Consider the following 14014-nt stretch of genomic DNA (forward strand, 5'->3'; position numbering starts at 1 on the left):
GGCCGTACGCGGCGTGTTGACAAACTAATATTTCAGCAAAAATCCCGCCGGAAAAACGCGGACTAGCCCACATGCCCTAAGCCTCAACTAGAAGGTGCACTCTGTACGCAAAAACTTTAACGTTTAACCTCTAGAATAAGAAAAGGTTCAAGGCGCGGCCGCACGCCGTACCAACACCGCTCACTCTGCAGAAACACCAACCTTGAAAGGTACAATCATGACCTCCAAGAAGTCCGCACGGCTTACCCGCCGCGCAGCCCTGGCCGCCGCCGGTGCTGGCGCAGCAACCGCCCTCGGTGCGCTGCTCACCCCCGCGCAGGCCTACTACAACCGACCCACCGTCCGTTACCGCCCGGCCTTCCGCTACACCTACCGTTACAACCGTTACGGCCGTCGCGAGCGCGTCATCATCGTTGATAACGGCGGTAACTAAACCAAACACCCGACCGGGTTATCCTCGTGTTCGGAACATATACTAGGAGGCGGTGCCACACACTCGTGGCGCCGCCTTTGGCGTATCGTGCCGTACCCGCCGCGCGGTCCGCCCATCACCACGGATAGAGAGAACCCATGAATACGATCAAGCCCCTCACCCGCCGCTCCGCCCTCGGCCTGCTCGCAGCAACCGGCGGCGCAACCCTCCTCGCAGCCTGCGGTGCTCAGCCCCAGGCAATCAGCGGCAACGCATCCGAGAGTGCATCCGGTAGCGCATCTGCTTCCGCGGCGGCATCTAAGACCGCACGCACCGACTACTCCGGCGTCGCAGTTCTGGAGGGCTACACCTCCAAGCCTGCCGACTACCAGCCCGGAACCCGCACCGAGCCGTCCAAGAACGCCCCCGTGCCCGTGAAGCCCGCCGTTGCCAACGAGAACAGCGTGGAAGGTCTGTACCAGTCCATCGCGTTCTTCGGTGCCGCCATTGAGTACTACATGCGTACCGGTAAGACCGAGCCCCTGCGTGAATGTGCGGTTGACAACTCCGAGCTGAAGAACATGCTCGAACCCGAAGAAGGCACCCTGGGTGCTGGTTTGCAGCAGGGCAAGATTTGGATGCAGGACCCGTCCGCCACCATCACCATGCTTACCGCACAGCCCGAGCGTGATGGCGACGCCTACGACTGGGATATCCGCCTGACCATGGACAGCGGCGAGTTCATCGCGAGCAAGGACCGTGTGGAAGAAGCCTCCTCCGATTCGGACCGTAAGAACGATGTGGAGCGCACCCTGCACGGTGTGTACGAGAACGGTGCGTGGAAGCTGACCGGCATGCGCACTTCCTCTTCGTCCTCGTCTTCTGCTTCCTAAAAGCTTCAGCCTAGAAGCGCATAGCTTCTACACCTAAAAGGCGCCCGCCCCGTGGAATAAACCCACGAGACGGGCGCCTCACTTATATACGCAATAAAGCATATACCCTTATCAGGGTACTACCAGATGCGCACGCGCTCCTCCGGGGCCAGGTACAGTGCATCGCCCTCAGAGACACCAAACGCCTCATAGAACTCATCAATATTGCGCACCACACCGTTCACACGGAACTCATCCGGCGAATGCGGATCCACCGAAATCATCACCTCAGCATGCTGCGGGCGGGACTTCGTGCACCAGCCGCGAGCATTCGAGAAGAAGAAACGCTGAATACCGGTCATACCGTCAATCACCGGCGCATCAGCCAGCGACTCAATACCCTGCTTCTTCAGAGCCAAGCGGTACGCCTTCAACGCAATCGACATGCCGGACAGGTCACCAATGTTCTCGCCCAGAGTCAGCTCACCGTTCACGTGGAACTTCTCGTCCAGACCCACCGGAACGTACGCGTTATACTGCTCCACCAGGGCCGCGGTACGCTCCTTGAACTTCGCGTAATCCTCCTCAGTCCACCAGCTCTCCAGCTTGCCGTCGCCGTCATAGCGGGAACCCTGATCGTCAAAACCGTGGCCAATTTCGTGGCCAATAATCATGCCGATATTGCCGTAGTTCGCCGCGTCGTCAGCATCCGGGTTGAAGTACGGCGGCTGCAGAATCGCTGCCGGGAACACAATCTCGTTCGCCGGCGGCATGTAGTACGCGTTCACGGTCTGCGGAGTCATCAGCCACTCCGACTTATCCACCGGCTGACCCTTACGGGCAATCAGCCAGTCAGCATCAAACGCACCGGTACGGCGCAGGTTCTCGAACAGGTCACCGGGCACGAGCTCCAGTGCGGAGAAGTCACGCCACTTATCGGGGTAACCGATCTTGGTGACGAACTTCGACAGCTTCTCCAGCGCCTTCTGGCGGGTTGCCTCGGTCATCCAGTCCAGCGACTCAATAGACTCGCGGTACGCCTCCAAGAGGTTGCCGACCAGAACCAGCATCTTCTCCTTGTGCGAAGGCGGGAAGTGCACGGCCACGTACTCCTGGCCAATCTCTTCACCCAGTGCCTTCTCGACAGCGCCCACGCCGCGCTTCCAGCGCTCACGAATCTGCTGAGTGCCGGAAAGGGTCTTGCCGTAGAAGTTGAAGCTCTCCTGAACCAGCTCGTCGTACATGAACGGCGCACGCGAACGCAGAACGGTCCACACAGCCCACAGCTTCCAGCTCATCAGCGGGATGGAGGTGAACAGCTTCGCCGCACCCTCAAAGAAGGACGGCTGGCCCACAATAACCTGACCCAGGGTCTCCGGGCCAGCGCCGAGAGCCAGCAACCACTGAGAGAACGGGAAGCCGGGGAACTTCTCGTCCAGCTCGGTCGCCTGGTACGGGTTGTAGGTCGCCTCAGCGTCGCGGTTCTCCACGACGTTCCAGTGCAGGCGAGCCAGCTCCGACTCGTGGGTGAACACCAGCTGAGCCGCCTGCTCCGGGTTCAGGCCGAAGCCCTCCGCCAGGCCGGTCAGCTCAAACATGCGGGCAATATGCTCAACATACGCCGCACATGCAGCCTCGTGCTTCTCTTCACGGTAGTAGGATTCATCCGGCAGGCCCAGACCCGACTGGTACAGGAAGAACGTGTAATTCTTCGGGTCCTTCGGGTCGTTGCTGGTGTACCAGGCGAACAGCTGAGGCAGGCCCGCACGAGACAGCAACGCCAGGGTCACAGCCAGGTGGGAGGGGGTTGCCGAGTTCAGAATCGGGGCGATTTCCTTCAGCAGCGGCTCCAAGCCGTCCGCCTCAATCTTCTCAACATCCATGAAGGAGTTGTAGAGTGCGCCAATACGGGACTCCGGCTGCTCCTTCGCGATCTTCTCCACCAGCTCACGCACGTGCTTCTCTGCGTTATCGCGGAGGGTGTACAGGCCGCCGTCCTTGGGGCGGTCCGCCGGGATTTCGTGGGTTGCCAGCCACTTACCGTTGACGTGGCGGAAGAAATCGTCGCCCGGCTTGACGGTTTCATCCACCCATTCTTTAGTGATTCCAGAGTTAGTAGTCATGGTTCCATTCTAGGTTCTTAACGTAAGAAGCCACACGATTACCGACAAGCCACCATATGGTGACTCACCAGCAAACGTGTGGCTTCCCTACACGAAAGATGGGGCAATTATGCCTGAGCCGCCAGCTTCTCTGCACGCTCAGCCATCATGCGCTTCTCAGCACCGTTGACCAGCCAGAGGAACAGAACCGCCAGACCGGAGCACACAATCATGAAGACGAACGCGGTGCTCCAACCCCAGTGGTCAACAATAATGCCGATACCGGCAGACGCCAGGGTTGCACCCAGCGCGTAACCGAACAGGCCGGTGAAGCCCGCAGCGGTACCCGCAACGTGCGAGGGAGACAGGTCAATAGCCTGCAGACCAATCAGCATGACCGGGCCGTAAATCAGGCCACCAATCAGAGCCAACGCAACGTACGCAATCCACAGCGGCGCATCCGAAGAAGGCAGCCAGTACAGCAGAATCGCGCCGACGGTCGCAATCAGGAACAGGATACCCGCGGGGGAGCGGCGACCCTTGAACATGCGGTCAGAAACGTAACCGCACAGGACGGTGCCACCAATGCCGGCAAGCTCCAGAATCGAGAAGCCCGCAATACCGCCCTCAAGGGAGGTGTGGCGCACATCGTGCAGGTACTTCGGCGCCCACACCAGCACGCCGTAACGCAGGGTGTACACGAACACGTTTGCCAGAGCCAGGTACACCATGGTCGAGTTGGTCAGCACGTGCTTACGGATGGTGGTCCAAGTGGACTCCGCACGATCCTCAGCGGTGGACTCAACCTTGTGCGGGTCGTTGCGGTACACGTCAACGGTGGGCAGACCCTCAGCCTCGGGGTTATCACGAATCAGCAGCCACGCCACGAACGCCAGAACGAAGCTGATGACGGCCGGGAACCAGAATGCAACCTCCCAGGTCTTACCGAACAGGGAGAAGCCCCAGGCCACCAGCAGGCCGGACAGCGCACCACCGACGTTGTGGGCGGTGTTCCACCATGAAACCTTCGCGCCGCGCTCGCTGGTGGAGAACCAGTTCACGAGCACGCGGCCCGAGGGGGGCCAACCCATGCCCTGGAAGATGCCGTTGAAGACCATAATGGTCGCCATGATGGAGGCGATAGCGGCACCGTAGCCGGCCGCGCCCGCGCCTTCACCCATGTAGCCGGTCAGCGCCAGCAGAATGTTTGCAATACCCGAGAGCACCAGGCCGATGGGCAGGAACAGACGAGCATTCGAGCGGTCGGAAATCATCGCGGTGAAGAACTTGCTGAAGCCGTAAGCGAGCAGCAGTGCCGTGGACAGTGCACCAATTGCTGCGTTGCTGAAGCCAAGTTCCTTGGTCAGAATCGGGGTGACCAGCGGGACGTTGTTACGAATCAGGTAGAAGGTCGCGTAACCGATGAAGATACCCATGAAGACCTGCAGGCGCATGCGTGGGTACTTCGCATTAACTTCTGCTTCGCTGAGCTGGGGCTTGGGTGCCGGAATAGCGAGCCAGCGGGGTGCAGAACCCTTCTTCTTCTTTGATGAAGCGGTAGTAGTCATGCTGGAATTCTAAAAACGGATTCTTATAAAAATGCTAATTTGATGGGCATATGTGCATAGTATTCTTGCAACGGTGAACAGATATTCAGAATGCACGTTCTTTAAAAACCGTTTCTACCTTGAAATTCCGGTGAATCTGAAAATACTTGTGATGCGCATCTACCTATCGGGAGACGGGGCCACGCGGCGCGCGATGAATATAAATGCTTTTAATAAACGGCAAGAAAATGTTATGGTCAGACCACACATAAATTTAGGGTAATTTATACCCTAAATCCGCCGCGAAAACCACGTGAACGCCGCGAAACAAACCCGGCACGAACCCGGGACAAATCCGAAACGAACCTGCAACGGGCACCCCCCGAGCACACAAAAGTCCGCCCGCACGGTGCAGAAGAAACCGTGCGGGCGGACCCGTTATCTATCCCCAAAAGTTCGGCGTGCAGTCGGTACGCATACCGGCGGGAAGCCGAACAGCCGCCACCTACCGCGAATCACCGCGAGCAAACCATCATCCGGTCAACCCGCAGCAGGTAGCGGAACCTAAAGCTCTCCGGGTGGGAAACCTAGAGAGAAGCGCGAATCGCCTTGGTGGCGTCCACCAGGTGACGCAGAGACTGCTTGGTCTCCTCGTAATCACGAGTCTTCAGACCGCAGTCCGGGTTCACCCACAGGTCGGCAATGGTGCCGTAGCCAATCGCAGCCTTCAGCAGGGACTCAATCTCCTCCTGCGAGGGAACACGCGGGGAGTGGATGTCCCACACGCCCGGGCCCAGACCGGAAACGAAGGTCTCCGGAATGTCAGCCAGCAGCTCCATGTGCGAGCGGGCGGCCTCGATGCTGGTCACGTCAGCGTTCAGAGCGTTAATCGAGTCGATAATCTCGTTGAACTCCGAGTAGCACAGGTGGGTGTGAATCTGGGTGGAGTCCTTCACGCCGCTGGTTGCCAGGCGGAAGGAGTTCACCGACCAGTCCAGGTACTGCGGCTGCTCGTCGCGGCGCAGGGGCAGCAGCTCGCGCAGAGCCGGCTCATCCACCTGAATGATGCGGATGCCTGCCTCTTCCAGGTCGGCAATCTCGTCGGCCAGTGCCAGAGCCACCTGGTTAGCGGTCTCGCGGCGCGGCTGGTCGTCACGCACGAAGGACCACGCCAGAATCGTCACGGGGCCGGTGAGCATACCCTTGACCGGCTTCTCGCTCAGCGACTGTGCGTGGGAGCTCCACGGCACGGTGAACGCCTCACCGCGCAGGCCCTCGCCGTGACGCTTCACGTCACCGAACAGGATCGAGGGGCGGGTGCAACGCGAACCGTAGGACTGAACCCAGCCGTGGCGGGTGGTTGCGAAGCCGTCGAAGTTCTCGGCGAAGTACTGAACCATGTCGTTACGCTCGGCTTCACCGTGAACCAGCACGTCCAGGCCCAGCTCCTCCTGCAGCTTGATGACCGAGGCAATCTCGTCACGCAAGAAGCCGTTCAGCTCCTCGGCGGAAATCTTGCCCGCACGAGCCTCCGCACGGCGGCGGCGAATCTCAGCGGTCTGGGGGAAGGAACCGATGGTGGTGGTCGGCAGCTTCGGCAGGTTCAGGTCAGCCTGAGCCGCATGGCGAACGTCAATGGTCGGACGGTCGAAGTCCTCGGCGGTCACAGCTGCGGCGCGGGCACGAATCTCGTCGTTGTGCTTGCGCGGGTCGGCGGCGAAGCGAGCCAGCGCCTCGTCAGCAGCCTTCAGCTCGGGCTCAACAGCGGCCTCACCCTCGGCCAGGCCACGAGCCAGCAGTGCAATCTCGGCGACCTTCTGGTCGGCGAAGGCCAGGCCGTCCACGGGAACCTCGGCGGGGTCTTCCAGAGCCAGGTCGTGCGGCACGTGCTGCAGGGAGGTCGAAGAAGCCACCGACACGGCACCCTCGGATGCGCCGGGCAGCGCCTCCAGGGTCTTCAGGGCGGCGCGAACGTCGGCACGCCACACGTTGCGGCCGTTCACAACACCGGCAACCAGGTGCACGCCGGCGGCAGAAACAGACTCAAGCTCAGCCTTCGAGTACACGCCGTGCACCAGGTCAAGGTGCAGCGCCTCAATACCGGTACCCAGCAGCGCCGGCAGGTTCTCACGCAGGGAACCGTAGGGGCTAGTCACCAGAATCTGCGGGCGCTTCTCGCCTGCAGCCAGGGCACGGTAGGTGCGCTCAGCAAGCTCGGCAACCTTCGCGTTGTCGGCACGGTCCACGGTCAGGCCCGGCTCGTCCAACTGAACCCACTCAACACCGCGCTCAGCCAGCTGCTCCAGCACCTGAGCGTACGCTGCAACGAACTCGTCCAGGCGGTCGATGGGTGCGAAGTCCTCGGCGGAACCCTGCTCGGCCTTAGCGCCCAGCAGCAGGGTCAGCGGGCCAACAATCTGCGGACGAACCTTCACGCCAGCCTGCTTTGCGACCTCGAGCTGCTCGTCAATAGCCTCAAGGTTCAGCTTAATCTCGGTGCCGGCACCAATTTCGGGCACCAGGTAGTGGTAGTTGGTGTCGAACCACTTGGTCATCTCCAGCGGAGGCAGGGTCTCGGTACCGCGCGCCAGGGCGAAGTAGCCGGGCAGATCCAGCAGGCCGCGTGCATCCTTAGCCTCGGCCAGACGCTCGGGAACCAGGGTGAACAGGCGAACAACGTCGAGCACCTGGTCGTAGTAGGAGAAGGTCGCCGGAATCGAGTAGTCGTCAGCCTTCAGGCCCGCGGCGGTCACGCGCTCAAAGTAGGTGCGCTGCACGTCAGCGGCGGTATCCTGCAGCTCCTGCAGGGTGGCCTTGCCCTTCCAGAAAGCCTCCTGAGCCTTCTTCAGCTCGCGGAAGCGGCCCACGCGGGGGTAACCAACAATAGTTGCGGCGGGGAAAGCAACGTTAGACATAGTGCATATTCCTTTACTGGGGATAGAAATGGGAGAATCAGCGGGCCCTGCCAGCCCCGTCGATGGGGCCGAGATCCGCGGGACGCTCCCGGGGTACTTTGGGGGAAACTTGGGTGGCGCATCCGCGCCGGGCGGAGCGGGTCGCGTTTAGGCGAATTCCAGCTCGCTCAGGGGCTGGGAGAAACGGTTGCTGTATCGGGGCAGGTCCAGCTGGTCCAGAACGTCCAGCACCGCGGCATGCTCGTTGAAGGTGAAGAAGTGCAGGCCCGGTGCGCCCGCATCCATCACGGCGCGGCACTGGTTCAGTGCGTAGTCCACGCCGATGCGGTGCAGCTCTGCGCTGCTGGTTGCCGTCTCCAGGGCGTACGCAAGATCCGCCGGAACCGACATGCCCGCCATCTGGCAGAGGTTCTGCAGGCGCTTCAGGGAGGTCACCGGCATGATGCCCGGAATAATCGGGATGTCCACACCCGCCAGGCGAGCCGAATCGACCAGGGCACTGTAGCGCTCATCCTCGAAGAACACCTGGGTGATAGCGAAATCCGCGCCGGCACGCTGCTTCGACAGCAGAATCTCAATATCCTGCAGCAGGGATGCGGACTCGGGGTGCTTCTGCGGGTACGCCGCCACACCGATGGACACCTTACCCGCCGCCAGGTGGGCGAAATCTTCACGTTCCACGCGGCGAATCAGCTCGACCAGGTAGCGGGCGAAGGGAAGCTCCGAAACCTGACCTTCCTGCACGTCACCGCGCAGCGCCAGGAAACCGCGCACGCCCAGACCCAGAATCAGGCGGACCGCACGCTCCAGCTCGTGCACCGAGTGGCCCGCACAAATCAGGTGTGCCAGGGGGGTGAGGGAGGTTTCGTGCACCAGGTAGTCGAGCAGCGCCAGCGTCTTCTGACGGCGCTTCGCGTCACCGGAATAGGTGACCGAAACGTAGTCGGGGTTGGTACCCTCAAGCTCCGCAATGGTGCGAATCAGCGACTCACAGCTTGCGTGTGAGCGCGGAGGGAACAGCTCAAAAGAAAGAGCCGGGTGAACTGTCGTCATAACCATCCTTCGTGTTCACCCGATAGATACGCACCGTAAGGGTGCGCGAATTCTTCTGCAGGATGCGCGCCACCGGTTTGCGGGTGCGCATCATCAAGGGGTGCCGAAGGGTATTCTTCTCTATCGGTTCTGGCGGGAGCACCTTGTCCGCACCCTGCACCGTGACGGTGGGGGATACTGGCGAGGTTGCTGCGACGTCGACGAGCCAGATCTCTCGGTCGCTCTTGATAGATAACGCCTTCACTGTACCGGGCGTTTTGGAGGGTGCGCAAGAATTTCGGGGAATGATGGCCCAATATGTCGAGAGATGACGAGTCACCGAAATATGAACTTAATATGACCGACTATGACGAAGGGTGGCTGGGGGCGTTGCGGGTAGGGCTGTCGGCTGACCCCTGAATGCCTGAAAATATCACAGATATATCTGCTTAATATTCTTGGACACGCACGAATATGTGTGTTTTATATTTCATTGAAGAGTAGAGTTGGTTAGTGAGGCACGGGTAGTGTTTCAATGTCCGCTCATCGAGGAGTTTCAGGGCTCAAAGATGAGTTCAATATGACTTTGTGAGCGTGGTGAGAATGAAAAAGCTATTTTCTTCTATACTCTGGTCCTTCCGCCTAGCAGGGAAAACCTGTCCCACAACCCTGGTGAGCGTCGCCCTATCGCTAGCCGTCATTGCCTGCATTCCCTTGAGTCAGTCCCTGCTGATTGGTAATACAGTATCAGCCTTGAGTGGTTCAAATGGTGGTGCGGCCTGGATTTATATCGTTGCTCTTGCCCTTGTTGTCGGAATTAATATCATTGCTAAACGCTGGGTCATAAGTAACATGCTCATCCTCAAATCAAAGGTGAACTATCGGGTTCACTGCATGTTAAATAACAGGTTATCTACATTTCCGTTATCTGATATAGGTAGCACAAAATCACAGGAAGATATACGTGCTGCTAGAGAGGCAATATCGAAACAGGAATTGCAGGTTCACACCATGTCAGTTATGACACTGGTGAGTGCCTTCGCAATGGTGTTACTTCTCTGTCTTAATATCGCGAACGTCAGCATTGTGGCAGCAATTTTTGCGGCACTGTGTTCACTACCCCTATCTATTGCAATGGTGATTCTCGCTAAACGTGATTACGCTATATACACCCTAATGTACGAGGACTATCGGGTAGAGAACTACTATCTAGACAATCTGATGGCTCAAAGTCGCGCCCAAGAACTTCACCTCATGAGAGCCTCCCGATTTTTCTCGCAACGCGTAGCGTCCTGGCGACGCCGGGCGGCCGGTAGGGAATTGAGCCTTGAAAGTGTTAGAGGAATCATCTCCATAGTTGCAGGGCTACTCTGCTCTGTCTTACTTTTTGCGTCCCTGTACTTCCTTGTGGATTCAGGAGCCGATATATCGTATGTGGCCGGATCGCTGATTGGAATCATCGCCTGTGTTAACGCGACCCAAGAGGTGGGATATTCATTCGGCCAGATTATTAATGGAGCATTATCTGTTCAGCAATTCCGAAGGGTATGCGACTCTGATACTTACGACCATGCTTCCGAGATAAAAACTTCTAACCCTAACCATGAAAATATTTCAAAAATTATATGCAAAGATGTATCCGTTCAGTATGAGGGCGCGTCGTCTTTTGCGCTTAAAGATATTAATCTTGAGCTGATGAATAATCAAATGATTGCAGTAGTTGGTGCCTCGGGCGCGGGAAAAACAACGCTAATAAATGCAATTCTTGGAATTACACCAATTGCCCAGGGGAGCATAACGTATAAGGGTGCTTCTTCTGAGAGTAAATACAACATGTTGGCAAATGTTGGTTTGGTGAGTCAAGACTACGGCCGTTATGAACTGACTGTGCGTGAAAATCTTCTTCTGGGTTTGCCGCAGGAGGCTGTTGAGCGTCTTGGTGATGCTGATTTGTGGTCGGCTTTGTCGGTGGCTTGTGCTGATGATTTTGTGCGTGGTCTTGAGGGTGGTTTGGATGCTCAGTTGGGTGAGTCGTTTGGTGGTGTTGGTCTTTCGGGTGGTCAGTGGCAGCGTTTGGCGTTGGCGCGTGTGGTTCTTCGGGATGCGCCGGTGTGGGTGTTGGATGAGCCGACCAGTGCTGTGGATGCTGAGACTGAGGAGGAGATTTTTGCTCGGTTGAAGGTGGCTGCTGTTGGGCGTTTGGTGGTGTTGGTGTCTCATCGTGCGTGGACGTTGCGTGGTGTTGATTCTGTGGTGGTGTTGGATGGTGGGTGTGTGGTGGAACAAGGAACCTACCAAGACCTAACGACCGACCCCACATCACGCTTCAGAAAGCTCTTTGCCTCCCAACTGGAGGAGAAATAACCTCCTAGCATACCCGCACAACGTAGAGTTAAAAGCATGGAACGTATTGAATCTCCCCTCTACCGCAGGCTCGGCAACTCCGGCCTCGTCGTACCCAGCGTCGGCATCGGCTGCAACAACCTCGGCCGCCCCGGCACCCCCACCCGCACCCAAGAAGGTACCAACGAAGTCATCGCCGCCGCAGTCGACGCCGGCATCAGCTTCTTCGACATCGCCGACCTCTACGGCGCCGAACCCGGCCTCTCAGAAACCATGTTCGGCACCGCCCTCACCCAGCTCGGCCTCGACCGCGACGAACTGACCATCGTCACCAAATTCGGTCTGCCCGTCGGCGACCTCAACGGCAACGACCGCAACGCCCGCGGATCCCGCCGCTACATCATGCGCGCCGTCGAAGGGTCCCTCCGCCGCCTCGGCACCGACTACATCGACCTGTACTTCTACCACAGCCCCGACCCCAACACCCCCATCGAAGAAACCCTCAGCGCCCTCGACCAGCTCGTACGCGACGGTAAGGTCCGCTACCTGGGCCACTCCAACTTCTCCGGCTGGCAGCTCGCCCACGCCGAACACTGCGCCCATGAACTCGGCACCGAACGGTTCATCGTCGCTGAAAACCACTACAACCTGCTCGACCGCCGCGCAGAACTCGAAATCCTGCCCGCCGCACGGCATTTCGGCATGGGTGTGCTGCCGTACTTCCCGCTCGCTAATGGCCTGCTGACCGGCAAGTACCGCCGCGACAACATTCCCGCCGGTTCGCGCCTGTCCCACTCCAAGAAGAACGTGCTCGACGCCGCCAACTGGGACCAGCTCGAAGCCTTCCACAGCTTCTGCACCGAACGCGGCATCACCGAGGTGCAGGCGGCGTTCTCCTGGCTCGCGCAGCAGCCGCCGGTCACCTCCGTCATTGCCGGTGCGACCAGCGCCGAGCAGGTGCGCGCCAACGCACAGGCGGCATGCCTGCGCTTCGACGCTGAGGACCTCGCCGCCCTGGACGCCATCTTCCCGGCACCCGAGAAGATCGCGCTGTTCTAGAGGTGGGCTCCCTCTCGAAGGGCAGCCAAACGGTCGCACATGGCCGCCGTAAAAATATGTCGAAAAATGTGCGCGATGAGAAATAAATATCACCCGCCGAACGTTTTCGCTAGGATTAGGTGAGGTGCGTCTAACCTGACGCACCTCACCTCGCCTATATACCCACCCCTGCCGCCTGGAAGCAGTCCGGCAGGACCACCCGCCACCGGCACATCAAAGGACACCATGAGCGCACAGAGCACCGCCTCCACCCTGCCCCCTCTGGGCACAGGGAAGCACAGCCGCTACCTCGGCATCATTGCACTCATCGCCACCTTCGGCGGACTCCTCTTCGGCTACGACACCGGAGTGATCAACGGCGCGCTCGAACCCATGAGCCGCGAACTCGGCATGGACTCCACCGCCCAGGGCTGGGTCACCGGATCGCTCGCCTTTGCCGCCGCTATCGGTGCGCTCGGATGCGGCCGCATCTCTGACCGGTTCGGCCGCCGAACCACCATCATTGGGCTCTCCACCATCTTCTTCATTGGTGCCCTGACCTGCGTGTTCGCACCCAACGTCGCCGTACTCATCACCGGACGCACCCTGCTCGGCCTGGCGGTCGGCGGCGCCTCCGCCGTGGTGCCCGTGTTCCTCGCAGAGCTCGCACCCTACGAAATTCGCGGCTCCCTCTCCGGCCGCAATGAGCTCATGGTCGTGGGCGGTCAGCTTGCCGCGTTCATCGTGAACGCCCTCATCGGCAACGTATGGGGCGAGCACGACGGCGTGTGGCGCTGGATGTTCGCCATCTGCACCCTGCCCGCCATCGGCCTGTTCGTCGGCATGCTGCGTGTACCCGAGTCGCCGCGCTGGCTGTTGCGCGTCGGCAAGTGTGAGCAGGCGCTTGAGGTGATGAAGCGCATCCGCTCCACCGAGCGTGCCGAAGCTGAAATTGCCGACATTGAACGCACCCTGCAGGCGGAGGTGGCAACCTCTCAGAACAATGCGGCGGGTAAGGACAGTGCGGGCGTGCGCGGCTGGTTCGTGCGCATCCTGCTCGTCGGTATTCTGGTCGGCGCGGGCCAGCAGCTGACCGGCATCAACTCGATTATGTACTACGGCATTAAGGTGCTCAAGGAAGCCGGTTTCAGCGAGTCTGCGGCGCTCATTGCGAATATTGCGCCGGGTACGATTGCGGTGCTCGGCTCGATCCTGTCGCTGCGCCTGATGGAGCGTGTGCCGCGCCGCGTCATGGTCATTACCGGCTATAGTTCGACCGCGTTTTTCCACGTGCTGATTGCGGGCGCATCCATGCTGCTGCCCGCCGATAATGCGGCGCGTCCCTGGATTCTGCTGGTGCTCATCGTCTGCTTTGTGGGCGCGATGCAGACTTGCCTGAACGTGTCCACGTGGGTGATTATGAGTGAGCTGTTCCCGCTGCGTGTGCGTGCGGCGGGTATGGGCATTTCGGCGTTTAGCGGCTGGATGATGAATGGTGTGCTGTCGCTGGCGTTCCCCGTGATTCTGGGCGCGGTCGGTCTGACCGGCTCCTTCATCGGCTTTGCCGTGGTGAACGTGGTCATTGCGCTGCTGATGTTCCGCAACCTGCCGGAGACTCGCGGTGTGAGCCTGGAACAGGTGGAGCGCGGCGTGATGGACGGCAGCATCTACCCCTCCGCAGGCAAGCGCTAGATTCGGCGGTTTTTAGGCAAGATTGAGGCGGGCGGCCCCTCCCCGGTGGAGGCGCCGCCCG

The 14014-nt window shown here is 59.6% G+C and carries 9 protein-coding genes and 1 riboswitch; of the genes, 5 read left to right on the top strand and 4 right to left on the bottom strand.

All coding sequences use genetic code 11. From position 1 onward, the window contains the following. Positions 1–217 precede the first annotated feature (217 nt). Together HMPREF2630_RS02560 and HMPREF2630_RS02565 are read left to right on the top strand one after the other, a co-directional pair. Positions 218–433, top strand: a complete 216-nt coding sequence (locus HMPREF2630_RS02560) for a hypothetical protein (protein WP_049333812.1) — start codon at positions 218–220, stop codon at positions 431–433. A gap of 137 nt (positions 434–570) precedes the next feature. Next, on the top strand, positions 571–1305 hold the full coding sequence (locus tag HMPREF2630_RS02565) for a DUF6318 family protein (RefSeq protein WP_246822742.1): 735 nt from the start codon (positions 571–573) through the stop codon (positions 1303–1305). A gap of 119 nt (positions 1306–1424) precedes the next feature. Here the strand turns inward: HMPREF2630_RS02565 and HMPREF2630_RS02570 are convergent, their stop codons facing one another. From HMPREF2630_RS02570 to HMPREF2630_RS02585, 4 genes are all read right to left on the bottom strand, one after another. Continuing rightward, the gene (locus HMPREF2630_RS02570; RefSeq protein ID WP_070483233.1) at positions 1425–3407 is read right to left on the bottom strand and encodes a M13 family metallopeptidase; all 1983 of its coding nucleotides are present in this window, start codon (positions 3405–3407) and stop codon (positions 1425–1427) included. A 107-nt stretch (positions 3408–3514) separates the two neighbouring features. Continuing rightward, entirely contained in the window at positions 3515–4954 is a 1440-nt protein-coding gene (locus HMPREF2630_RS02575; RefSeq protein WP_070483235.1) for an MFS transporter, read from the bottom strand. Between the two features lie 566 nt (positions 4955–5520). Next, positions 5521–7848, bottom strand: a complete 2328-nt coding sequence (metE, locus tag HMPREF2630_RS02580) for a 5-methyltetrahydropteroyltriglutamate--homocysteine S-methyltransferase (RefSeq protein WP_070483237.1) — start codon at positions 7846–7848, stop codon at positions 5521–5523. Positions 7849–7995: 147 nt separating this feature from the next. Further along, positions 7996–8901, bottom strand: coding sequence for a methylenetetrahydrofolate reductase (locus HMPREF2630_RS02585; RefSeq protein WP_049333826.1), 906 nt, complete (start codon positions 8899–8901; stop codon positions 7996–7998). Positions 8902–9018: 117 nt separating this feature from the next. Beyond that, positions 9019–9135, bottom strand: a riboswitch (SAM riboswitch). A gap of 348 nt (positions 9136–9483) precedes the next feature. On the opposite strand from HMPREF2630_RS02585, the gene HMPREF2630_RS02595 reads away from it, so the two are divergent. The 3 genes from HMPREF2630_RS02595 (at position 9484) to HMPREF2630_RS02605 (ending at position 13953) form a co-directional block, all read left to right on the top strand. Then, positions 9484–11244, top strand: a complete 1761-nt coding sequence (locus HMPREF2630_RS02595; protein WP_070483240.1) for an ABC transporter ATP-binding protein — start codon at positions 9484–9486, stop codon at positions 11242–11244. A 36-nt stretch (positions 11245–11280) separates the two neighbouring features. Next, entirely contained in the window at positions 11281–12282 is a 1002-nt protein-coding gene (locus HMPREF2630_RS02600; RefSeq protein ID WP_070483242.1) for an aldo/keto reductase, read from the top strand. A gap of 225 nt (positions 12283–12507) precedes the next feature. Continuing rightward, positions 12508–13953, top strand: coding sequence for a sugar porter family MFS transporter (locus tag HMPREF2630_RS02605; RefSeq protein WP_070483244.1), 1446 nt, complete (start codon positions 12508–12510; stop codon positions 13951–13953). Positions 13954–14014 lie beyond the last annotated feature (61 nt).

The sequence above is a fragment of the Rothia sp. HMSC072B03 genome (assembly GCF_001809565.1).
GTDB classification, from domain to species: Bacteria; Actinomycetota; Actinomycetes; order Actinomycetales; family Micrococcaceae; genus Rothia; species Rothia mucilaginosa_A.

Excerpts from the sequence above, each read along its gene's own strand:
- HMPREF2630_RS02560 (WP_049333812.1), top strand. The coding sequence starts at position 218 with ATGACCTCCAAGAAGTCCGCACGGCTTACCCGCCGCGCAGCCCTGGCC.
- HMPREF2630_RS02565 (WP_246822742.1), top strand. The coding sequence starts at position 571 with ATGAATACGATCAAGCCCCTCACCCGCCGCTCCGCCCTCGGCCTGCTC.
- HMPREF2630_RS02570 (WP_070483233.1), bottom strand. The coding sequence starts at position 3,407 with ATGACTACTAACTCTGGAATCACTAAAGAATGGGTGGATGAAACCGTC.
- HMPREF2630_RS02575 (WP_070483235.1), bottom strand. The coding sequence starts at position 4,954 with ATGACTACTACCGCTTCATCAAAGAAGAAGAAGGGTTCTGCACCCCGC.
- metE (WP_070483237.1), bottom strand. The coding sequence starts at position 7,848 with ATGTCTAACGTTGCTTTCCCCGCCGCAACTATTGTTGGTTACCCCCGC.
- HMPREF2630_RS02585 (WP_049333826.1), bottom strand. The coding sequence starts at position 8,901 with ATGACGACAGTTCACCCGGCTCTTTCTTTTGAGCTGTTCCCTCCGCGC.
- HMPREF2630_RS02595 (WP_070483240.1), top strand. The coding sequence starts at position 9,484 with ATGAAAAAGCTATTTTCTTCTATACTCTGGTCCTTCCGCCTAGCAGGG.
- HMPREF2630_RS02600 (WP_070483242.1), top strand. The coding sequence starts at position 11,281 with ATGGAACGTATTGAATCTCCCCTCTACCGCAGGCTCGGCAACTCCGGC.
- HMPREF2630_RS02605 (WP_070483244.1), top strand. The coding sequence starts at position 12,508 with ATGAGCGCACAGAGCACCGCCTCCACCCTGCCCCCTCTGGGCACAGGG.